At 44.5% G+C, this 22,709-nt stretch carries 20 protein-coding genes and 1 other annotated feature; of the genes, 10 read left to right on the top strand and 10 right to left on the bottom strand.

All coding sequences use genetic code 11. The features are described from left to right. Positions 1 to 565: 565 nt before the first annotated feature. The 3 genes from clpB to rluD all read right to left on the bottom strand — a co-directional run bounded on the left by clpB (position 566) and on the right by rluD (position 4,991). Positions 566 to 3,139 (bottom strand): ATP-dependent chaperone ClpB, encoded by a 2,574-nt coding sequence (gene clpB / locus R8O11_RS00005; protein ID WP_104975872.1) that lies wholly within the window; start codon positions 3,137 to 3,139, stop codon positions 566 to 568. Between the two features lie 144 nt (positions 3,140 to 3,283). Further along, positions 3,284 to 4,012 carry a peptidoglycan editing factor PgeF gene (pgeF, locus tag R8O11_RS00010; RefSeq protein ID WP_213903623.1) on the bottom strand — a complete coding sequence of 243 codons (729 nt, stop codon included), beginning with the start codon at positions 4,010 to 4,012 and terminating at the stop codon, positions 3,284 to 3,286. Position 4,013: 1 nt separating this feature from the next. Continuing rightward, positions 4,014 to 4,991, bottom strand: a complete 978-nt coding sequence (gene rluD / locus R8O11_RS00015) for a 23S rRNA pseudouridine(1911/1915/1917) synthase RluD (protein WP_005381875.1) — start codon at positions 4,989 to 4,991, stop codon at positions 4,014 to 4,016. Between the two features lie 136 nt (positions 4,992 to 5,127). Here rluD and bamD point away from each other — a divergent pair, with 136 nt between their 5' ends. The 5 genes from bamD to yjjX all read left to right on the top strand — a co-directional run bounded on the left by bamD (position 5,128) and on the right by yjjX (position 10,117). Next, a complete protein-coding gene (bamD, locus tag R8O11_RS00020; protein WP_005381876.1) occupies positions 5,128 to 5,856 on the top strand; it encodes an outer membrane protein assembly factor BamD in 729 nt (242 codons plus the stop codon). A 148-nt stretch (positions 5,857 to 6,004) separates the two neighbouring features. Next, positions 6,005 to 7,486, top strand: coding sequence for a lytic transglycosylase F (locus R8O11_RS00025; RefSeq protein ID WP_309474001.1), 1,482 nt, complete (start codon positions 6,005 to 6,007; stop codon positions 7,484 to 7,486). A 325-nt stretch (positions 7,487 to 7,811) separates the two neighbouring features. Beyond that, the gene (hpf, locus tag R8O11_RS00030) at positions 7,812 to 8,138 is read left to right on the top strand and encodes a ribosome hibernation-promoting factor, HPF/YfiA family (protein WP_005381889.1); all 327 of its coding nucleotides are present in this window, start codon (positions 7,812 to 7,814) and stop codon (positions 8,136 to 8,138) included. Between the two features lie 108 nt (positions 8,139 to 8,246). Beyond that, positions 8,247 to 8,368, top strand: a sequence feature (Phe leader region). Between the two features lie 12 nt (positions 8,369 to 8,380). After that, positions 8,381 to 9,559 (top strand): prephenate dehydratase, encoded by a 1,179-nt coding sequence (gene pheA, locus R8O11_RS00035; RefSeq protein ID WP_017636154.1) that lies wholly within the window; start codon positions 8,381 to 8,383, stop codon positions 9,557 to 9,559. Between the two features lie 24 nt (positions 9,560 to 9,583). Next, complete coding sequence (gene yjjX, locus R8O11_RS00040; RefSeq protein WP_005381891.1) at positions 9,584 to 10,117, top strand: inosine/xanthosine triphosphatase; 534 nt, start codon at positions 9,584 to 9,586, stop codon at positions 10,115 to 10,117. A gap of 110 nt (positions 10,118 to 10,227) precedes the next feature. On the opposite strand, the gene trpR is transcribed toward yjjX, so the two are convergent. After that, the gene (gene trpR / locus R8O11_RS00045) at positions 10,228 to 10,536 is read right to left on the bottom strand and encodes a trp operon repressor (protein ID WP_005381892.1); all 309 of its coding nucleotides are present in this window, start codon (positions 10,534 to 10,536) and stop codon (positions 10,228 to 10,230) included. Between the two features lie 13 nt (positions 10,537 to 10,549). Then, the gene (sltY, locus tag R8O11_RS00050; RefSeq protein ID WP_412035058.1) at positions 10,550 to 12,496 is read right to left on the bottom strand and encodes a murein transglycosylase; all 1,947 of its coding nucleotides are present in this window, start codon (positions 12,494 to 12,496) and stop codon (positions 10,550 to 10,552) included. Positions 12,497 to 12,860: 364 nt separating this feature from the next. Here sltY and ettA point away from each other — a divergent pair, with 364 nt between their 5' ends. The 3 genes from ettA (at position 12,861) to R8O11_RS00065 (ending at position 16,159) form a co-directional block, all read left to right on the top strand. Further along, a complete protein-coding gene (gene ettA / locus R8O11_RS00055) occupies positions 12,861 to 14,528 on the top strand; it encodes an energy-dependent translational throttle protein EttA (RefSeq protein ID WP_213967405.1) in 1,668 nt (555 codons plus the stop codon). Between the two features lie 230 nt (positions 14,529 to 14,758). Continuing rightward, a complete protein-coding gene (locus R8O11_RS00060) occupies positions 14,759 to 15,118 on the top strand; it encodes a PilZ domain-containing protein (RefSeq protein ID WP_318193818.1) in 360 nt (119 codons plus the stop codon). Between the two features lie 39 nt (positions 15,119 to 15,157). Then, the gene (locus R8O11_RS00065; RefSeq protein ID WP_005381900.1) at positions 15,158 to 16,159 is read left to right on the top strand and encodes a M23 family metallopeptidase; all 1,002 of its coding nucleotides are present in this window, start codon (positions 15,158 to 15,160) and stop codon (positions 16,157 to 16,159) included. A 77-nt stretch (positions 16,160 to 16,236) separates the two neighbouring features. Here the strand turns inward: R8O11_RS00065 and tyrA are convergent, their stop codons facing one another. The 3 genes from tyrA to nagZ all read right to left on the bottom strand — a co-directional run bounded on the left by tyrA (position 16,237) and on the right by nagZ (position 19,653). Beyond that, positions 16,237 to 17,364 carry a bifunctional chorismate mutase/prephenate dehydrogenase gene (tyrA, locus tag R8O11_RS00070; RefSeq protein WP_206959259.1) on the bottom strand — a complete coding sequence of 376 codons (1,128 nt, stop codon included), beginning with the start codon at positions 17,362 to 17,364 and terminating at the stop codon, positions 16,237 to 16,239. A gap of 21 nt (positions 17,365 to 17,385) precedes the next feature. After that, the gene (locus R8O11_RS00075; RefSeq protein WP_005381904.1) at positions 17,386 to 18,462 is read right to left on the bottom strand and encodes a 3-deoxy-7-phosphoheptulonate synthase; all 1,077 of its coding nucleotides are present in this window, start codon (positions 18,460 to 18,462) and stop codon (positions 17,386 to 17,388) included. 207 nt (positions 18,463 to 18,669) lie between these two features. Beyond that, the gene (gene nagZ / locus R8O11_RS00080) at positions 18,670 to 19,653 is read right to left on the bottom strand and encodes a beta-N-acetylhexosaminidase (protein ID WP_005381905.1); all 984 of its coding nucleotides are present in this window, start codon (positions 19,651 to 19,653) and stop codon (positions 18,670 to 18,672) included. Between the two features lie 99 nt (positions 19,654 to 19,752). On the opposite strand from nagZ, the gene R8O11_RS00085 reads away from it, so the two are divergent. Both R8O11_RS00085 and murQ read left to right on the top strand, forming a co-directional pair. Next, positions 19,753 to 20,865 carry an anhydro-N-acetylmuramic acid kinase gene (locus tag R8O11_RS00085; protein WP_005381909.1) on the top strand — a complete coding sequence of 371 codons (1,113 nt, stop codon included), beginning with the start codon at positions 19,753 to 19,755 and terminating at the stop codon, positions 20,863 to 20,865. Positions 20,866 to 20,901: 36 nt separating this feature from the next. After that, complete coding sequence (gene murQ / locus R8O11_RS00090) at positions 20,902 to 21,831, top strand: N-acetylmuramic acid 6-phosphate etherase (protein ID WP_005381910.1); 930 nt, start codon at positions 20,902 to 20,904, stop codon at positions 21,829 to 21,831. Between the two features lie 51 nt (positions 21,832 to 21,882). On the opposite strand, the gene R8O11_RS00095 is transcribed toward murQ, so the two are convergent. After that, positions 21,883 to 22,155, bottom strand: coding sequence for a hypothetical protein (locus R8O11_RS00095; RefSeq protein ID WP_005381911.1), 273 nt, complete (start codon positions 22,153 to 22,155; stop codon positions 21,883 to 21,885). 114 nt (positions 22,156 to 22,269) lie between these two features. Next, on the bottom strand, positions 22,270 to 22,611 hold the full coding sequence (locus tag R8O11_RS00100; protein WP_005381912.1) for a DUF2799 domain-containing protein: 342 nt from the start codon (positions 22,609 to 22,611) through the stop codon (positions 22,270 to 22,272). Between the last annotated feature and the right edge of the window lie 98 nt (positions 22,612 to 22,709).

Consider the following 22,709-nt stretch of genomic DNA (forward strand, 5'->3'; position numbering starts at 1 on the left):
GCCGCCAGCGTTCAATCTGAGCCATGATCAAACTCTTCAATTTAAGATTTTGTTCGGCTCAATGAATACTGAACATTCCTTTCGCTAATAAATAGCAGAAGTAATGTTTGAATTGACTGTGCTGAATCTTTCGATTCAATGGTCACTTCGTATCATTGAAACCTAATTTGAAGCCTAAGCTTCTAATTGGATTATCATCAACGAGTGCCCACACAGATTGATAGGTCTATATTTTTAAAGAGCACACTTCGAAGTTCTCTTCAAAGTGGACGGCTATTTTAGCTAGATAACTTATCGTGTCAAACACTTTTTTAAGTTATTTATCTGCGAGTTAATTTTAACTCACTAACCGTAGTTGTTTAGGTTCCGCTTCACTTGCTTTCCCGTGATAACGGAGGCGCATTATAGGGAGTTCATTAAAGAACACAAGTGCATTTTTTAAAAAAACTCACCTTTTTAGTTTATTCGTATAGAAAACAGACAAAAGACTCTAAAAAACTATAGAAAAGGGGCCAAACGGCCCCTTTTGTGTGATTTTTATCTCAATTTTACTGTATCCATACAATTATTGATGAGCACAAATTTGGTCATTAATAACAATTAGCTGCACTGTCTTGTCTGGAACGATTTCACCAGACAGAATTGATTTGGCTAACGGGTTCTCGACATTCTGCTGAATTGCACGTTTTAAAGGACGCGCACCATACACAGGATCGAAACCAACTTGAGCGATCAAATCGAGCGCTTTGTCGGAAACTTCTAGTTGATAGCCTTTCTCCTCTAGTCGTTTCGCCAAACGTTCCAATTGAATAGAAGCAATGGACTTAATGTGTTCTTGACCAAGTGGATGGAACACCACGATTTCGTCAACACGGTTCAAGAACTCTGGGCGGAAGTGTTTGCTAACCACATCCATCACTTCACTCTTGATACCTTGATAGTCTAATGTTGCGAAATTCTCTTGGATACGAGATGAACCCAAGTTAGATGTCATGATCACAACCGTATTACGGAAGTCAACAGTACGACCTTGACCATCCGTTAAACGCCCATCATCGAGAACTTGCAGCAGAATGTTAAATACATCCGGATGCGCTTTCTCTACTTCGTCTAACAAAATTACCGAATACGGCTTGCGACGAACCGCTTCCGTTAAGTAACCACCCTCTTCATATCCGACATAGCCTGGAGGCGCACCCACCAATCTTGCCACTGAGTGTTTCTCCATGAACTCAGACATATCGATACGGACCATCGCATCTTCGCTGTCGAACATAAAGCTCGCAAGTGTCTTACAAAGCTCTGTTTTACCCACACCAGTTGGACCTAAGAATAAGAAGGAGCCAATTGGTCGGTTTGGATCAGAAAGCCCAGCTCGACTACGACGAATGGCATTCGATACAACAGAGACCGCTTCGCTTTGCCCTACCACACGATTATGCAGCACGTCTTCCATACGAAGTAGTTTCTCTTTTTCCGCTTCTAGCATCTTGGATACCGGAATGCCGGTTTGCTTAGAAAGTACTTCTGCAATCTCGTTGTCGGTTACTTTATTACGCAATAGCGTCATTTCCTGCATTTCAGCTTGGGTTGCAAGATCTAACTGCTTCTCAAGTTCAGGAATACGACCATATTGAAGCTCCGACATACGGTTTAGATCGCCAGCACGGCGAGCAAACTCCATGTCCATACGAGCTTGTTCAAGCTCAGACTTAATATGTTGAGTGCCAGAAAGAGCTGCTTTTTCTGTATTCCAAACCTCTTCTAGCTCAGCATACTCTCGCTCTTTTTCATTGAGTTCTTCATTAAGCGCTTTCAAACGCTTTTCACTCGCTTCATCGTGCTCGTTACTTAGTGCTTGTTGCTCAATTTTGAGTTGGATAATTTTACGCTCAAGCTTATCCAAGGACTCTGGCTTAGAGTCAATTTGTAAACGAATGCTTGAAGCCGCTTCGTCAATCAAGTCAATCGCTTTATCCGGCAACTGACGGTCGGAGACATAGCGATGTGACAAGCTCGCCGCAGCAACAATCGCTGGGTCAGTAATTTCGACGTGATGATGAAGCTCATAACGCTCCTTCAAGCCACGTAAAATCGCCACGGTATCCTCAACGGTCGGCTCATCCACCAGCACTTTTTGGAAACGACGTTCTAATGCTGCATCTTTTTCGATGTACTGACGATATTCATCCAATGTTGTTGCGCCAACACAGTGCAGCTCACCACGAGCTAATGCCGGTTTTAGCATGTTGCCCGCATCCATTGAGCCTTCACCTTTACCAGCGCCGACCATAGTGTGTAGTTCATCAATGAAGAGGATGACGTTGCCTTCTTCTTTAGCAAGTTCATTCAATACTGATTTTAAACGCTCTTCAAATTCACCACGGTATTTAGCACCAGCAACCAGTGCGCCCATATCCAGTGATAGCACTCGGCGACCACGCAGACCTTCAGGTACTTCATTGTTAACTATGCGCTGCGCTAAGCCTTCAACAATTGCTGTCTTACCTACGCCTGGTTCACCGATAATCACTGGGTTGTTTTTAGTACGACGCTGCAATACTTGGATAGTACGACGGATTTCATCATCACGACCGATAACCGGATCCAATTTACCTTGCTCTGCACGCTCGGTAAGGTCTATGGTGAACTTTTCCAATGCTTGGCGAAGCTCTTCCGCATTCGGGTCATTGACCTTTTGACCACCTCTGATCTTTTCGATTGCCTGGCTGACTTTTTGCTCTGTTAAGCCGATCTCTTTGAGTAATTGCCCCAATGGTCCGCGATCTTCTAAAGCGGCAAGCAGGAAGACTTCAGACGAGATATAGGAGTCTTGACGCTTTTGCGCCACTTTGTCACACAGGTTAAACAATGTGCCCATCGAGCTAGAGAGCTGAACATCCCCACCGATGCCACTGACTTTTGGTAATCGATCTAACATTTCACTCAATTTAGAGCGTAAATGCGTTACGTCCACATCCAGCATAGTAAGCAATGGACGAATTGGACTGCCATTTTGATCAAGCAAAGCCACCATGAGGTGAACTGGCTCGATATATTGATGATCGCGCCCTAACGCTAGTGATTGAGCATCAGAGATAGCGATTTGAAACTTACTTGTGAATCGATCAAGACGCATATCTACCTTCCTAACCTCAACTAAAGGAAATTCTTTTGACAGTTAGAAAGATGGATACTCAGGAGGGGAATTTCAAGGGAGTGAATGAATAAAGATAGCTTTGCAAAAATAGTAGTATGCATCTTAGCACTTTGGTGCTTATAGCTAGTCTTCGATCCAAATAAAGGTTGCTTGTCGACCAGTCTTACCATCACGGCGATAAGAGTAAAAAGAGGTTTTATCTTGGTAAGTACAAAGTCCAGAATCAAACACTTGTGTCACACCAGCCCGGTTTAGACGTTGCGTTGCCAGCACCGACATGTCAGCAAACCATTTACCGTCGATATCGCGTGGAGCAAATGCTTGATTCGCCTGTGAATCAAAATCAACAAAAGCTTGCAGAACATCTTCACCCACTTCGAAGGCTTGAGGGCCAATGGCGGGGCCAAGCCACGCTATCACTTCACCAGAAAACAACGCTAACGCATTTTCGACAATGCCATTTGCTAAGCCGCGCCAACCTGCGTGAACAGCGGCTACTTGCGTACCTTGTGTATTAGTCAATAATACAGGTAAACAATCGGCGGTCATCGCTGAACAAACAACATGGCTTGAAGAAGTAAATACACCATCCGCATCAAGCACCTGTGTTGTTGGTTCATTTGCTTGAGCCACAACGGTTGAATGCGTTTGGTTTAACCAGATTGGCGCATTTGGCATGCTTGCCTGTTGCGCCAACCAAGCTCGGTTCTTCTCTACTAAAGACAAATCATCCCCAACGTGAGTACCTAAATTTAGCCCTTGGTAAGGGCCTGTCGAAAATCCGCCTATGCGTGTTGAGGCGAAAGCTTTGACATTTTTAGGCGCTGGCCAATTCGGAATGATCGTCTTCATATTAGAATTCTTCCGGTAAGCCGTGCTCTTCTGTATCTTGACGAAGCGCTTCAGTCATCACAACCATGTCATCAGGCACTGGAGCATGAAACTCAAGAACTTCGCCCGTAATTGGGTGCTCAAAGCGCAGCATTACTGCGTGCAATGCTTGGCGATCGAAACCCCGGATCATTGCCGTTAGCTCTTCAGACGCACCTGTCGGGATGCGAGCACGTCCACCATATGCAATATCACCGAGCAACGGATGCTGAAGGTAAGACATGTGCACACGAATCTGGTGCGTACGACCCGTTTCTAGACGCAAGCGAATACGCGTGTGTTCGCGGAAGCGTTCAGCAACACGGTAGTGCGTTACTGCTGGTTTGCCCATTGGTGCTACCGCCATAAGCGTGCGCTTAGTAGAGTGACGACCAATCGGTTGATCCACTTTACCGCCCGCAGTCATACGACCAATAGCGATCGCTTCGTACTCACGAGTAATATTACGTTTTTGCAGTGCGCGAACCAGACGAGTTTGTGCAGGAACGGTTTTCGCCACCACCATCAAACCCGTTGTGTCTTTATCCAAACGGTGCACGATACCTGCACGAGGTACTTCTGCAATATCAGGGTAATGATGCAACAACGCATTAAGTACAGTGCCATCAGGCGTACCAGCGCCCGGATGAACCACAAAGTCACGAGGTTTGTTGATAACGATAATATCTTCATCTTCATAGACGATATCTAGCGGGATATCTTGCGCTTCCCAGCGTTCTTCATCTTCTAACTCGGCTTGCAATGTAATTTCCTCGCCACCCATTACTTTGGTACGAGGTTTAGTGACAACTTCACCATCAACTTGAACTTTCCCATCAAGCAGCCACTCTTTTAGGCGCGAGCGAGAGAAGTCCGCGAATAATTCGGCGATAGCTTGGTCTAAACGTTGACCTAACTGGCTATCTTTTACGGTATTTGTTAATACAATCTGCTGAGCCATATCGAACTTTTTTAAAAACTGTGAGACTAATGCTCACGACTGTGAAAAAATAGACTATTACGTCATTGTATCTGTTACTGGAAAGAAAGTAACGGCAGCTTAAGAAATATTTAGATTCAAGGAACAGACTCCTGATATGAAACGTCAGACTTTAACAGGCCTTTTAGCGGTATCCCTTCTGTTTGGATGTGCAAGCAAAGAAGAAATCGTTCCTGATGTGCCGCCTTCGGAACTGTATGCAGACGCACAGATTTCTCTTCAAAGTGGTAATTGGCTTTCTGCAATTGAGAAACTGGAAGCATTAGACTCACGTTACCCATTCGGTGCCTACTCAGAACAGGTGCAGCTTGACCTAATCTATGCGTACTACAAAAACGACGACCTTGCTTTGGGCTTGGCAACCATTTCTCGCTTTATGCGTTTAAACCCAACCCATGAAAAGATGGATTGGGTGCTGTACATGCGAGGTCTAAGCCACATGGCGCAAGATCGTAACTTTATGCATGATTTATTCAGCGTAGATCGAAGCGATCGCGATCCTGAACCGGTAAAAAAAGCGTTTGATGACTTCAAAAAACTACTTCAACGCTACCCGAATAGCCCATACGCAGAAGATTCACAAAAACGTATGGTCGCGCTGAAAAACCGTCTAGCGAACTATGATTTAGCGACTGCTGACTTCTACCTTCGCCGTGAAGCTTGGGTCGCTGCTATTAATCGCAGCCAAGAGCTGCAAAAAGCGTATCCAGACACAGAAGCTGCACGTAAGTCACTGACTATCCAGCTAGAGGCCTACAAGCAACTTGGTTTGGAAGACGCCGTAGCAAGAACTGAAAAGCTTATCGAGCTCAACCCTGTGAAGTAATTGAACTTGCTTTAAACTGAACCGCCACCGTTTTTACCGTGGCGGTTTTTTATTACTCTCAATAGTGTATTCAGCCCTTTCTTGATGATCTTCCTAGCTCCACATATGCTTAAAGTTCTCCTCCCCCCTTTATAAAAAGGATGTGAACGTGACGATATCTAAGCTTTGCGCAGTTATGCTGCTCCTATTGTCTGCTTCCGTTTGCGCACTGCAAATCTCGCCGCTCAAACAGCCTCCTTATACCGGAGACCTCGATGTCATCAAGGAGAAGAATGTACTGCGCGTCTTAGTTTCTGCTGATTTAGGCTTTTACTACATTGAGGGCGGCACACCAAAAGGCATAGGCGCAGAATTGCTGGCGCATTTCGAAAAAGACCTTCGTAAACTCAAACCAAAGCTTAACGTACAAATTATTCCTGTTGCCCGCGACCAGCTACTGCCAGCCTTAGAAAACGGTTCAGGTGACTTAGTTGTCGCCAACCTGACTATTACCGACACGCGCAAACAGAAAGTGGAGTTCAGTTCACCCATCCTCACTGGTATTCAAGAGTGGGTAGTGACAAACAAAAGCACACCAACGATGACGAAAATCGAACAATTGAGCGGCAAAGAGATTTGGGTGCGCGCCAGTTCTAGCTACTTTGAAAGCATTCAGACACTAAATAAGAAACTAAACAAAAAAGGCTTACCGCCTGTTATCGTGCACTTTATTGAAGAAACACTTCAAGATTATGAGCTGGTCGGAATGCTCAACAATGGTTACGTCAAAGCCATTGTTCTCGATAGCCATAAAGCCAAGCTTTGGCTGAAAGTGATGGATGATATTCGGGTTCACAAAAAAATCCCTATCCGCAAAAATGGCAAAATTGCTTGGGCAATGCGAGAAAATAGTCCCAAATTAAAAGCCGTCGTGAATAAGTTCATCCAGAAGTCTCGCTCTGGGACACTACTCGGTAACGTTATTTACGGTAAATACATCGATAATACGGGATGGTTGAACAGAGCTCTTAACCCTAAGAAAATTGCTCAACTAGAAAAACTCGCGGCGCTATTTTCACGCTATGGTGAGAAATACGATATCGACTATTTACTGATCGCTGCAATCGCTTACAAGGAATCAGGATTTAATAACGACCTAGTTGGAAGTCGAGGTGCCGTTGGCATAATGCAAGTCCTACCTAGCACCGCTCAAGATCCGAATATCAATATCAAAAATGTTCGACAATTAGAAAACAACATTCATGCTGGAGTGAAATACTTAGCTTTTTTGCGTAAGCAGTACTTCAGTGACCCTGATATTACTGCACAAAATAAACTCTACTTTACATTGGCGGCTTACAATGCGGGCCCCGGCAATGTAGAGCGTATTCGTAAGCGTGCAGCCCAACAAGGTTACGATCCTAATGTTTGGTTTAATAACGTTGAAGTCGTTATGCGGAAAAGTTTAAGCTCAACGGTTGGGTACGTCACAAGCATTAATCGCTACTACATAATATACAAACAACTAGAAAGCTTGGACCAAGTCAAAAGTCTAGAAAGGGTTTCACTAGCCCCAAAAGACCCCATTTTCATGATACCGCTACGAAAAGTCAGCCAAATGCCAGACAGTAAAAAGCCGCTTGTACAGTAAGCGGCTTTTTAAATGGATTCATTGGAAAGACTCAGTGATCGTCATCACACCTTACGTGTAGTTAAATTTTAACCACCTCAAATATTAGGCCGTAAAACTTCCCTAAAAACGAGGCCGTTTTCAGCTGAGTACTCTATCCAATCTACGGATTTACTAACCGATAACAAGCAATTTCACGATAAATCTCAGAAGTTCTTGAGTGAGATCACATTCATTTTTCATCATAAAAAACCCGAGCAAAATAATGATCTGAATCACATTTTTTTATGCTTAAAGCGGTAATCTGAACTCAACCCATGAGGGATGCAACAGAGGAAAAACACTTATGACAATGAATATCACTGGCAAAAACATCGAAATCACCTCTGCAATCCGAGCTCATATTGAGAGCAAATTTAAAAAACTGGAGAAATGGCAAGTAGACCTAATTGGTTGCCAAGCAACTTTCAGTGAGGAACCAAACAAACAGAAGAAATTCGAAGCGGTTATCAAAGTTCCTAAAGGCCAGCTCATTGCCTCAGCAACTCACGAAGATCTTTACGCAGCTATCAACGAAGTGGAGCAAAAACTAGAACGACAATTGAACAAGCTGACCCACAAACCTGAAGCTCGACGTGCAAGTAAGCCTGAGCTAGTGGAAGAAGAAGAGTAAACTGAACAGATTGAGGAAATAGCGCCGAAAGGCGCTATTTTTTTGCTTGACGCTCTCCCCAGCCTTGCTTATTGTGTTTAAACACTCATAAATTAAGCACTATTTATGCATTTAACCTCACTGTTTATTTTTGACTTCTTTTTCCTCCCATAGTTGGAGGGGCGAACTCGTTTGTGAAAGAAAAGTCAAAAACAAACAGAAAGCCTCCCAAATCGGGAGGCTTTTTTATAAGGAAAGAATTGATGACTGACCAACCTATTTCCCTCGAAGAAATTCGTTTACGCTTGAATGAGTTGGATGACCAACTTCTCAGCTTGTTGTCTGAGCGCCGTAAACTCAGCATTGAAGTAGCCAAAAGCAAAGTACAAACCTCAAAGCCTGTTCGCGACGCCGTCCGTGAACAGCAATTATTGGTCAAGCTAATTTCTAATGGCCAAGATAAATACGAACTTGACGCGCAGTACATCACCAAGCTTTTCCATACCATCATTGAAGACTCAGTTCTGCTTCAACAAAGTTATCTGCAAAATCTCGTTAACCCACAGCAAAGCCGTAAGCCACTTGCTCGCGTCGCTTTTTTAGGAGCCAAAGGCTCTTATTCGCACTTGGCAAGTCGCGAATACTTCAGTCGTAAAAATACGGAGCTTATCGAGCTCAACTGCGAGCACTTTAAAGAAGTGACTCAAACGGTTGAATCTGGCCATGCTGATTATGGCGTTCTGCCAATCGAAAACACCAGCTCAGGCTCTATTAATGAAGTGTATGACTTACTACAACACACGACGCTTTACATCGTTGGAGAGCTAACTCAACCAATCGAACACTGCTTGGTTGCGAAAAAAGACATTCGTCTGGAAGATATTAAAACGCTGTATTCTCACCCTCAGCCACACCAACAGTGCAGTGAGTTTTTAAGCCGTATGAAAGGGGTAAAGCTGGAATCCTGCGCGAGCACAGCAGATGCAATGCAGAAAGTCCAAGAGATGGATCGTGATGATGTGGCTGCAATTGGTAATGCATCAAGCGGTAAGCTATATGGCTTGCAAGCAATTCAAGGCAACATCGCAAACCAAACCGAAAATCATACTCGCTTTATCGTGGTTGCTCGTAAACCGGTTGAAGTTTCTACTCAGATTCCAGCAAAAACCACATTGATCATGTCGACCTCCCAAGAGGCAGGCTCATTGGTTGAAACACTATTAGTGCTGCAACGTTACGGCATCAATATGACCAAGCTAGAATCACGCCCAATTATGGGGAACCCGTGGGAAGAGATGTTCTACGTAGACTTGACATCACATCTTGCTTCGACAGAAATGCAACAGGCACTTGAAGAGCTGACAAAAATCACTAAGCACTTGAAAGTATTAGGCTGTTACCCGAGTGAGAACGTAAAGCCTACGCAAGTAAAATTGAGTTAATAGACACCAGTGAGTAAAAAGATCATGGCAACCCAAAAAGTCGTAATCGCATCGCTAAACCCAGCCAAAATTAATGCAGTTCAAAGTGCATTTCGTAATGCATTTCCGCATCAAGAGTTCAACTTCGTTGGCATCAGTGTACCGAGTGAGGTCGCAGATCAGCCCATGACGAATGAAGAAACTCATCGTGGTGCGCTAAACCGCGTTAAAAACGCAAAAGTAGAGATGCCAAACGCGGATTACTATGTCGGTCTCGAAGCGGGAATTGAAGCAAACGTGACGTTTGCTTGGATGGTTGTTGAATCAGAGACTCACCGCGGTGAATCTCGTTCTGCAAGCTTAATGTTGCCGCCAAAAGTCTTGGAAAAACTCAAGGATGCGAATGAGTTGGGAGATGTAATGGACGAAGTGTTTGGTACTGATAACATCAAACAGAAAGGTGGCGCTATTAGCCTGCTAACCCAAAACCAGCTAACTCGAAGCTCAGTCTATCACCAAGCCTTGATTCTGGCTTTAATTCCATTCACAAACCCTGAGCACTTTCCTTCAAATTTATAACACTCAGCCTATTCTCTAGATACGCAAAAGGGCGGATATTTCCGCCCTTTGTAATACGTTATCTTAGTCAATTGTAACACCAAGGCCTAAAAGCAAATTGGATATACTGTCTACTTAGATACCGCAACTTGTTCTAACAAGACTTTCAACTTGTCTTTTTCTTCATCAGATTTCGACTTTAGTTCGTTAGAGCCACGAGTAATGGTGGCAATGCCCACACCAAGCATCTGACTGATCTGACGTTGAGATAATTCTCCTTTAAGAAGTTCGTTAATTATATTAACGCGTGATATTAATGACTCTCTCTCATCACGTGACATCAGCATTGTTAACAGCATGTCATCTTGCTGGGTGCCCATACTTGTTCGAATTAGCTCAATAATCTGTTGCCAGTCTTTGTACTCGGGTTCGTGCGACATCAAGTTACCTCACTCAATACTTGGTATTGATCTCATGTTGATTCAAGAACGCGCCATCGATACCCAAAAGATCACGATAGTATGTTTCAAACATCAAGATGTTTTGTACATAACCGCGCGTCTCTTTAAATGGAATTGCCTCAATAAAGGCATAAGCATCCACTTTTCCTTGGGTACGCTCTCGCCACGTTTTTACTCTGTTAGGACCTGCATTATAAGCAGCAAGAGCAAAAATACGATTATTATCGTAATCCTCTAATAAACCTTGCAAATAATGGCTACCAATTTCGATATTTTTTTCTACATTGTAGAGATCCTGCGTACCTTGATAACTCAACTTATATTTACGTGCCGTGTACTTCGCCGTCGCAGGCATGATCTGCATAAGACCACGAGCGCCAACTGGAGAGCGGGCTTCAACATCTAACGCACTTTCCTGTCGAGCGAGAGACATCATCGTGACGGGATCAATGTTGTGCTTTTTCGCATAAAAGTTAAACCACCAGCGGTGTGCTATTGGGAACCTAAGTTCGATATTATCCCACATCTGCGCTTGAATACTCGCGGTCACCGTTAGGTTATGCCAACGTTTAAATGATGCATAAGCCGCCAACATCGCCTTTTCATCTTTCCCTACGCGGCGCAGTAAGTGTGCCCATTCACTCTTCGCTGCTGCGATTTTATCCGTCGCGATCAACTCTTCGATACGAGCTAGCGCGTCTTGATAGGGTTGAACAACTTTCTTATCCAACTTAACCGTATGCGTTGGGTATTTGATTGATTGTCCGATTGCATTGGCGGCAGCCACACTGTAGAAGTTTCGTTGCCCAAGCAGAGTTGCTAAACGCTGTTTCCCCGCGATGTCATCACCTAACGCTATTTCACTTCTTCCAAGCCAATATTGCCAGCGTAGCGTGGCTTGTTCTTCTTTATTTAGAACAGCAATCCACTCTTGTACGCCTTTCCAATCTGCATTTTGAATCGCTAAGCGGATGCGCGTTTCAATCAACGGTAAGTACTGACTGGTTTTCGTTTTATCATCGCGCCATTTAGCTAATGACTCAGACTCCGTACGAGTCAATCGAAATGCAATATAGTCGGCAAGTTCTTGCGCTTTTTCTGGAGAAAACTTCTGTCCTTTAATGACGACATCGTACGCACCTTGTGCTTGGCTAGTGTTCATGCGAGCCAACTTTTCTAACGCATATTCACTTTGCGCTCGATTAAAATCATTCGCAGGTTTTTTCTTCGCGAATTCCGCAACACTTGAAGGATTATCAAACAACGCTTTCATTTCTTTGGCTTGTTGCTTTGCCTGCGCTGATTTAGGCAGTTTGAGCAAGTAACTCATCAAACCGCCATTACGAGCATCAAACGCCAGTAACATACGCTGTAGAATCAGTTCATCGGTACGCTCACCCGCCTTGTCCCATGCTTCAAATAATGGGTCACACTCATCAGCAATGCTGATGCCACGTAACCACATATGTTCAGCCCCTTTAAACGCCGCGACTTTCTTGCCTTGCTTTAATTGAGCGACGTAGAAAATACATTGGTAACGCTCACCACTAGGAATGACTTTTTGAAACTCAGTAATGGTTTTCCAATCTTTTTGCTTATAAAGATGATTGAGGTATGGAGCGCGAACTCGACGAGAAAATGGAAAAGACTCGTGCTCAGAAATAAACTCGTTCACCTGTTGTGGTGACTTTTCCGGTAACTGTCTAATAAAAGTGCGGTAATCCACATAAGGCGTTAGTGGATAGTCAGAAATTTTAGGACGAATCGAAAGGTATCCGTCGATGTCATTTTTATCTAATAAATCTTGAGCTTGCTCATATACTTCGCGCTGCTTTTCCAAACTCAGCGCGGCATTAGCACTCAAACTCATAGCACACAACGCGGCGGCGCAGCATACGTTTTTAGCCAATTCAGATACGTTGAATCTCATTTGTGTCATTTTCCCCAGACATATACTGCCCTAAAGCCTAGTTTTGTTAGAGTTCATGTGATGTTAAGGCAATTTTCACACATGCATCTATTTACACAGAATGCAGATGTCCATGTAAAGCAACTTAGTGTATTAAAAATTGTACTCGTCAAACTTTTAAGACGATGGAGACAAAGCGTTTCTAACTCGCATAGAAAACACTTCGTCATTCTTAACGAATAACAAAAGTGTATACCCTAACCGTGTAAGTTTCCGGTCAGCTCAAAATAAGAAATCCATTCGTTAGGGAAATTCTTGCAATGCGGTAACAAAAACAAAGCACTTGGTATAAAATGATGGGTTTGAATGACAGTTAATTTAGGAACGATCGGCAATGGCTGAATACGTATATACCATGTCGCGGGTGAGCAAAATTGTGCCACCTAAGCGTCAAATTCTTAAAGACATCTCTCTGAGCTTCTTCCCTGGTGCGAAAATCGGTGTTTTAGGTCTGAACGGTGCAGGTAAATCCACACTGCTACGTATCATGGCAGGTATCGACACGGATATCGACGGTGAAGCGCGTCCACAACCTGGTCTAAACGTAGGTTACCTACCTCAGGAACCAGTATTAGACGAATCAAAAACCGTTCGTGAAGTTGTTGAAGAAGCGGTTGCTGACGTTGCTGACGCTCTGAAACGTTTGGACGCAGTCTACGCAGCATACGCTGAACCAGATGCAGACTTCGACGCACTTGCAAAAGAGCAAGGCGAGCTAGAAGCCCTTATCCAAGCGAAAGATGGTCATAACCTAGAAAATGCGCTTGAGCGTGCGGCAAACGCACTTCGTTTACCTGAATGGGACCAAAAAATTGCGCACCTATCAGGTGGTGAACGCCGCCGTGTGGCTATTTGTCGCTTGCTACTTTCTAAGCCAGACATGCTATTGCTTGATGAACCTACCAACCACCTAGATGCAGAATCAGTTGCTTGGCTAGAGCGCTTCTTAGTGGATTACACAGGTACCGTAGTAGCCATCACCCACGACCGTTACTTCCTAGATAACGCTGCGGGCTGGATCTTAGAACTGGACCGTGGTGAAGGTATCCCATGGGAAGGCAACTACACCTCATGGCTGGAGCAAAAAGACGCTCGTCTACAACAAGAAACCTCCCAAGAGAGTGCTCGCCAAAAGACTATCGAGAAAGAGCTTGAGTGGGTACGTAAAAACCCTAAAGGTCGTCAAGCGAAGTCAAAAGCACGTATGGCTCGCTTTGAAGAACTGCAAAGCTCTGATCACCAAAAACGTAATGAAACCAATGAACTGTTTATCCCACCTGGTGAGCGTCTAGGTGATAAGGTTATTGAAGTGAAGAACCTGACTAAGTCATTTGACGGTCGTGTTCTGATTGATGACCTGTCATTCAGCATCCCTAAAGGTGCGATTGTTGGTATCATCGGTGCGAACGGCGCAGGTAAATCGACGCTATTCAAGATGTTAAGTGGTACTGAACAACCAGACTCGGGCACAATTGAGATGGGCGATACAGTAAAACTGGCATCGGTCGATCAGTTCCGTGACAGCATGGACGATTCTAAAACCGTATTCCAAGAGATCTCTGAAGGTGCTGATATCATTAAGATCAACAACTTCGAAATCCCAGCTCGCGCATACTGTTCACGCTTTAACTTTAAAGGCAGTGACCAACAAAAGATTATTGGTGAACTATCGGGTGGTGAACGTAACCGTGTCCACCTTGCGAAGCTGCTTAAAGCGGGCGGTAACGTGTTGCTACTCGACGAACCAACCAACGACCTTGACGTTGAAACACTGCGTGCTCTAGAAGAAGCATTACTAGAGTTCCCTGGTTGTGCAATGGTTATCTCGCACGACCGTTGGTTCCTTGACCGTATCGCAACCCACATCATTGACTACCGTGACGAAGGCCAAGTTAACTTCTACGAAGGTAACTACACAGAGTACATGGATTGGTTGAAGAAAACATTGGGTCCTGAAGCCGCAGAACCACACCGTATCAAATACAAGCGTATTGCGAAGTAATCGCAACCCACAAAGTTTGATTGTAATTTGTACAAAGGCCGCTATCATAGCGGCCTTTGTTTTCTTTGTTATAAAAAGAGCTCATTAGCCCGTCTCGTTCGTTAAGAACATGACATAGCACTTACGTCACTCTGTAGCGACCTCGACACTTTTCAAACAACAATCGAACATTTTTTGTTCGCATTGATATACTATTCAATTCTGTTTGACGACCTGACGAGAATATTCATATGACAGAGAGACGACGCTTTTCACGTATTCTCCATCAAGCTCCAGCTAAGATAGAACAACGTGACTTGGCAATTGAAGCTAGGATTCAAGATCTTTCCTTGCATGGTTTACTCATGAAAGTGGAAGAGACTGAGGCTTTGGATCCAACCCTTCCAGTCCATGTGACTTTTTCATTTGATCAATCCGAACAAGTGATTACGTTAAAAGCGCAAATTGTGAATATCTCTAAGTGTGAGATTAGGTTGAAGATCGCTAAGATAGACATCGAAAGCATTAGCCAACTAAAACGATTTATAGAATTGAATGTAGGCAATAACGACCTTCTGAATCGAGAGTTAGAGCACCTCTCTGGTTTTTAGGAGAAAAATAAATGAACGCCTATTTAAGTAACAATAACTATGTCTAAAAAAATCATCATGCAGATCCCGACGAAAGACGGCGATCAGCAGTTCTATTTGGGCCGCAGTTCGGTCCTAGCAGTATTTGCTTCAGTATTGGCATTACCCGCCGTCGTTGGTGGCGCGTGGTACCTTAATCAGCAGCAGATGCACAATAAAGACGAACTAACACAAATCATCGCCAAACTGGAAAGTGAAAAGGCCGAAGTGACGGCTCTTTACGAAGAACAGCTTGATACCAATCATTCGCTTTCCCAGTCTTTGACGGACAAAAACAATCAAATTCAGCTATTGGGCAAACGGGTATTCGACGTTGAATCGGTTTTAGGTCTCGCAGACGAAGAGTTGATGATCGATGAGAACAGCATGGGGTTAGAGGAGCGAATTGACGCAGCCGCTATCGATTCTGCTGTTCGAGCGACGATGTTCCGTTTGATACCAAATGACAGTCCAGTCACATACCAACGTATTTCTTCTTCTTACGGCAGTCGTATTAATCCGATTTCAGGTAAGAGGCATGTTCATACTGGTATCGATCTGACTTGTAAAAGAGGAGAAGAGATCCTGGCACCGGCTGACGGTGTGGTGGAAACCGTTCGCCCGAGCAATCGTGGTTATGGTAACTATGTCACCATTCGTCACTCATTTGGCTTTATGAGCTCCTTTGCTCATCTACAACGCTTCAAAGTGAAAAGCGGTCAGTTTGTTAGTAAAGGCGACATCATTGCTCAATGCGGTAACTCTGGCAACTCCACAGGGCCACACTTGCACTATGAAGTACGCTTCCTCGGACGAGCACTCAACCCTCAATACTTAATGGAGTGGACGCCAGAAAACTTCAATGACGTCTTTGAAAAAGAGAAAAAAGTGAAATGGGGACCTTTGGTTCAATTGATTGATAACGTTGTACGCCTACAAGTCAATTTAACCAATTCACCCTATCGCGATACCAGTATCAACACAGTATCAAGTGAAGATACGAGTAATACTGCGACGAACTGATTTGTCCATCAACACGAAAAAGAGCAGCTTACGCTGCTCTTTTTGTTTCGGACTCTGCACGGCTAAATGACCCGTGATTAGCCGCGATGAATATTATCATTCGCCTGTTTGAGTAAGTTTTGGCTCTCATTCATAAATTGTTGAGAATAAGTACCAAACCAATCACTCACCTGCTTAAAGCTTTCGATGAATCGCGCTTTGTCTCTGCTATCCAGAATCGCTACCGCATCACCTAAACGCTGATGGAATCGCTTGATCATATCGATATTCTCTTGAGAAGAGAAAATGATATCACCGTACAAGTTCGGATCCTGACCAAACAGTCGTCCCACCATCGCCAATTCAAGGCGGTAGATTGGCGAGCTTAACTTCAACAACTGATCGATGTTCGGATTCTCTTTGCTAAGGTGCATACCGTAAGCAAACGAAGTGAAGTGGCGCAGCGCCTGAATCAACGTCATGCCATGATCGTGCTCTTGTGCATCGATTTGGCACAAGCTTGCGCCCCAAATCCCAAACTGTTGCAATAGCCATTGGTAATGCTCGTGACCACGGCCATCACAGTACACAATAACCTGCTTGGCAAGGCTCGGAACATCTGGGCCAAACATTGGGTGCAAACCAACCACAGGACCTTGATGCACATTCAACATTGCTTGCAGAGGCTTCGATTTGATAGAAGTCAGGTCACACAGAATACAGTCTTGCGGCAAGTTCCCCAGTTTTTCGATCACCCCTTCCGTTAGATGGATCGGCACCGTGACCACGACTAAACCCGCGTTGTCTAGAATCTCATCCGCACGATCCCAGTCTTTACTGCCGAGAACTTTGACCTGGTAGCCCGACAATTTGAACATACGCCCAAACAGACCACCCAATTGACCATTACCACCAATAATAACAACTGAGCGTAAATCAGGGTTCAAACACTTAAAACCGGAATCTTTCTCGCTGGCATAAGACTCACGCATTGTTCGACGCAGAATATCTTCAATAAGCTGTGGAGGAATTCCCATTTTTTCAGCTTCAGCGCGACGAGAAGCTAACATCGCCGCTTCGCGGTCTGGAGCATAAATTGGCAAACCATGTTCGCTTTTTACTTCCCCAACTTTCTCTACGAGCGCTAAACGCTGAGCCAATAGCTCCAACATTTGCTTGTCGACTGCATCAATCTGATCGCGTAATGCGTTAAGTTCAACTGCCATTGATGTTCCTTAAATCCTGTATTAATTAGCCTTTAGACGATTTTCTAAGAAAGGCACTAGCTCTTCATGTGCATGACGTAATAGTGCCTCAGTTGAATCCCAATTGATACATGCGTCAGTGATAGATACACCGTATTTCATCTCTTCAAGAGCTAAGTCAGAAGATTGATTTCCTTCATTGATATGGCTTTCAATCATAAGACCGATAATAGATTTATTGCCTTCACGGATTTGATGAATCACATCCTCCGCGACTAATGGCTGGCGACGGTAATCTTTACGTGAGTTGGCGTGACTGCAATCCACCATTAATGAAGCATCAAGACCAGATTTCGCCATCTCTTGCTCACACTCAGTGACTGATACCGAATCGTAGTTAGTTTGCTTACCGCCACGTAAGATCACATGTCCATTAGCATTGCCCTGGGTGGTTAATAGTGCGACTTGTCCCTCACGGTTAATTCCCATAAAACGGTGGCTAGAGGACGCAGCTTGCATCGCGTTAATTGCGGTTGCCAAACTGCCATCGGTGCCATTCTTAAAACCGATTGGCATAGACAGGCCGCTTGCCATTTCACGGTGAGTTTGTGACTCCGTCGTACGTGCGCCGATTGCAGCCCAGCTAAAAGTATCCGCCAAGTATTGTGGGCTAATTGGGTCTAGAGCCTCAGTCGCGAGCGGGATTTCCATCTCTGCCAACTCCACCAGAAGTTCGCGTCCAACATGCAGACCGTGTTCAATATCGAAACTGCCGTCTAGGTGTGGATCATTGATCAGGCCTTTCCAGCCGACCGTGGTGCGCGGCTTCTCAAAGTAAACACGCATAACAATATACAGTTGGTCACTTAGTTGTTCAGAGAGTGCTTTAAGGCGCTTTGCGTAATCCTTCGCCGCTTCTACGTCGTGGATAGAACATGGACCGCATACAACAAGCAGGCGGTGATCCTTCTTGTGAATAATATTAGCGATAGTTTGACGAGACTCTTGAATAAAGCGACGTGCTTTTTCACTCAAAGGAAGTTTGGTTTTTAGTTCCTCTGGAGTAATAAGAACCTGTTCTTCGATAATATTAATATTGCTCAACTCACTTTTCTGCATAACTCTAACCTGTATATTTATTTTTACACCCAACCAAACCCTTGGTGAGACAACTAAGCTTTAACGACAAGATAACAGGCTAAAAAAGAAAAACAAGCGTACAGAATAAAAAACATTTATTGTAAATTAAAGTTTACAGTTAAATAAAAAGCCAAAGCATAATTAACTTTGGCTTCTAATCGCTGTTTTGAATCTTTTACAAGAGGTTTAGCTAGTCAAGCGTTTCATCGCTTCACTCGCCGCTTTCCACTCTTGAGATAGCTTAAGTTCGCTTGGAGAAAATGACTGTTTTTTCAGTAATCCATCCGCGAGTGGCACGGTTGAAACCGGTAAGTTGTCTAATACCTCAACGTGCGCTTCTCGTTTATTACACATTAACAACATATCGCAGCCAGCTCTCAATGCTTGAGCACCTCGCTCGGCAGGGCTGCCCATGATCGCAGCGCCTTCCATGGTCAAGTCATCCGAAAAAACCAAACCTTTAAAACCCAATTGCTGACGCAGGACCTGTTTTAACCAGTATTCAGAACCGCTGGCTGGTTGAGCATCATAATGTGGGAAAATCACGTGAGCAGGCATCATGGCATCTAAAATACCGGCATCAATTTGCGCTTTGAAGATCGCCATATCTTGTTCAAAAATATCACTGCGCTCATCGTATGGTGTTTCTAGATGTGAGTCTGCAATCACGCCACCATGTCCAGGGAAGTGCTTGCCTGTCGTTGCCATGCCAACACTCTTCATTCCCTGCATATATGCAGTGCTATAGCGAAGAATGGTATCGGCATCTTCACCGAATGCACGATTACCGATCGCTTTACATTGATGGCCTTGGTCAAGTACCGGGGCAAAGCTTAAATCAATATCATGGGCAATCAGCTCTGCTGCCATTAACCAACCGCCCATACGAGCAAGCTCTTCACCATTTTGATGTTTAGCGTACTCATCAGCAGCAGGAATTAATGAGAAACCTTCACGAAAACGCTGCACTCGGCCGCCTTCTTGATCCACACCGATCAAAAACGGGCGCTTAGCCGCCTTTCGGATGGATTGAGTAAGTGCTTGAAGCTGTTCGCTATCATGATAGTTGCGAGCAAATAGAATTAAGCCACCAACCGTAGGATGCTCCAAGATTTCTTTGTCTTCAGCGGTCAGTTCATACCCCGCAACGTCAACCCATAACGGTCCCATGTTTTCTCCTCAAAATCGGCTGAATATCTCGTATTCGATGAGGTTATTCGCTTCAGATTTGCTTTACAATAAGTGAATGAAGAATTGACGAGATCGGCTATGAAATTTAACGAACTGTACATTGGTGTGATGTCTGGAACGAGTATGGATGGTGTTGATACCGCTCTAGTTGAAATAAGCGATGAGCACGTTCGCCTGATTGCGCACGACGACTACCCAATGCCCGCAGCACTAAAAGACATGCTGTTATCTGTTTGTACCGGTCAAGCAACAAATTTAAAAGCCATAGGTGAACTTGACCACCAGCTCGGCCACCTATTTGCAGATGCTGTGTTACAGCTACTCAATAAGTCTGGTTACGTCGCAGAGCAAATTCGTGCGATTGGTAATCACGGTCAAACAGTGTTCCATCAGCCTACCGGAAACTTGCCGTTTACCACTCAATTGGGCGATGCAAACATTATCGCAGTCAAGACAGGCATTGATACGGTAGCGGATTTTCGTCGTAAAGACATGGCGCTAGGTGGACAAGGTGCCCCACTCGTCCCTGCTTTCCATAAAAGCATTTTTGCGATGCAGGATTCCACAACTGTGGTACTTAACATTGGAGGCATTGCCAATATCTCGGTACTGCATCCAGAACAACCAGTCATTGGCTATGACACAGGCCCGGGCAATATGTTGATGGACGCATGGTGTGCGCTGCATACTGGGCAAAGCTTCGACGAAGATGCACAATTTGCACTTAAAGGAACGGTAAACGCTACTTTGTTGACTCAATTACTCAAAGAAGCTTACCTCGCCATGCCAGCCCCTAAAAGTACCGGACGAGAACTGTTCAATATTGACTGGCTGCATCAACAACTGGCCCATCACAATTTACCAACCGAAGACGTACAGCGTACACTCTGCGAATACTCTGCGATTACCATTGCCAACGAAGTCGACAAGTTTTCTCATGGCATCACACCTCAACTATTGGTCTGTGGCGGTGGAGCAAGAAACCCACTTTTGATGCAGCGACTAGCTAAGTTATTGCCACAATGGAGCGTTGCGACAACGGCAGAAAAAGGCGTTGATGGCGACTACATGGAAGCAATGGCGTTTGCTTGGCTTGCGCAGCGCCATATTCACGGCCTCCCTAGCAACTTACCGGAAGTTACGGGGGCAAGTCGTCTCGCTTCACTGGGTGTACTCTATTCAAAAAATTAAGGGCAATAGATCCTAAACAAAAAGGCTTAATTCATTATGACGAACGATGCACTTATCGCAGCTTTATCCCATCTGGTATCTGAAGGGCGAAATCCAGACACCATGGACATCGACTTGCTGCCTTCTCTCGATATTGTTCAACGCATCAACCAACAGGACAAACTCGTTCCTCTTGCCGTTGAAAAAGTATTGCCTGAGATCGCTGAAGCCGTTGATAAGATCACGGAAGCATTTAAGGTCGGAGGTCGGTTGTTTTACATCGGTGCGGGTACCAGTGGTCGACTTGGCGTTTTGGACGCTTCAGAATGCCCACCAACTTTTGGCACAGATCCAGAGATGGTCGTTGGTATTATTGCCGGTGGAAAAGAGGCAATGTTCCGTGCAAAAGAAGGGGCGGAGGACGACCCTACATTAGGCGAGCAAGATCTTAAAGAGAATACGCTAACACAACGCGATGTCGTCGTTGGTATTGCGGCAAGTGGACGAACACCTTACGTGATTGGTGGCTTAGAGTATGCGAACGAGCTTGGTGCCACCACTGTAGCACTATCTTGTAACCCTGACTCTCCGATTGCAGATATTGCCGATATTGCGATTAGCCCCGTTGTTGGACCTGAAGCGTTAACGGGGTCCACTCGCTTAAAATCAGGGACGGCACAAAAACTCGTACTAAACATGCTCACTACCGCAAGCATGATTCGCCTGGGCAAAAGTTATCAGAACTTAATGGTAGATGTGAAAGCGACGAATGCAAAGCTAGTTGCAAGAGCGGCTCGTATTGTTATGCAAGCAACAGATTGTACTAACCAAGAGGCTAAAACGGCGCTCAAAGAAACGGACTACGACGCCAAGTTAGCGATTTTGATGATTTTAACCGGGCTGGATAGAGAAAGCGCGACTGAGCAACTGAACGCCAAGCAAGGATATTTAAGAAAAGTCGTGATCGCGCAAACTAATCAATCTTAATCAATAAAGCGCCTCACTTATTTAAAAGTCAGGCGCCTTTTATGGCTTAATTTAGTAGTTTAATCGTTCAATGTGAGTAATACCGACTTTACCTTCAAGGTCACTGAACATATGAACCATTGCTGGGTATGGTTGTGCTCCAGGGTAGACAACTTCTGCATTACAGAAAAACGCATAGTTTTGTCCGGCTACGACTTGAGTAGCCACAACCAAAGGGGAGTATTTGACACCGACAAACCCCTCGATACCTTTAGCAAATACTTCTTTATTCTCTGCTGTGAGTTCATGAAATGGACTCCAGCCACCAGCCATTTGCGTTGACATAATGTGATTCCTTTTTTTCTGTGCTCACTATCAAGCAGTGTGAACATAGTTTAATAAGGAAGATTTTGCCACATTTATGTGATGCAGACAGTGTAACAACGGCTTTATTGACTATTAATTTGAGTATTCATTCCAACCACGTTGCCATTCCATGCGGAATTTTTGCGCTTGCTCAGTACCTTCACAAACCCCTTCGTAATACTGACCAGATAACCCCATTTGATACGCAAAAGCAGGATTACAGTACTCACGTAAACCTTCTAAATAACCTTGGTCGTAGTCACTTTGCTTAACACTACCCAACTCACGAAGCTCGCTCATCGTGCGCGATGTGTGTCCGGTTATGCCATCTTGATATCCGATCTGATGCCAATCTCCCGACTTGGCAAGATCTGCTGTCGTTGCTGTGCATCCTGCAAGTAAAGCCAGTGCCAGACCTACCGTTACCTTTTTCATGGTTCTTCCTTAAGTAATTGTTTTCAAAAATAAGCTTACCACTAATTATTGGCGCTTGCCGCTGAGCTTGCAGATTTAACCACTGATGACTCAAATCA

The organism is Vibrio sp. 1288, assembly GCF_033344475.1.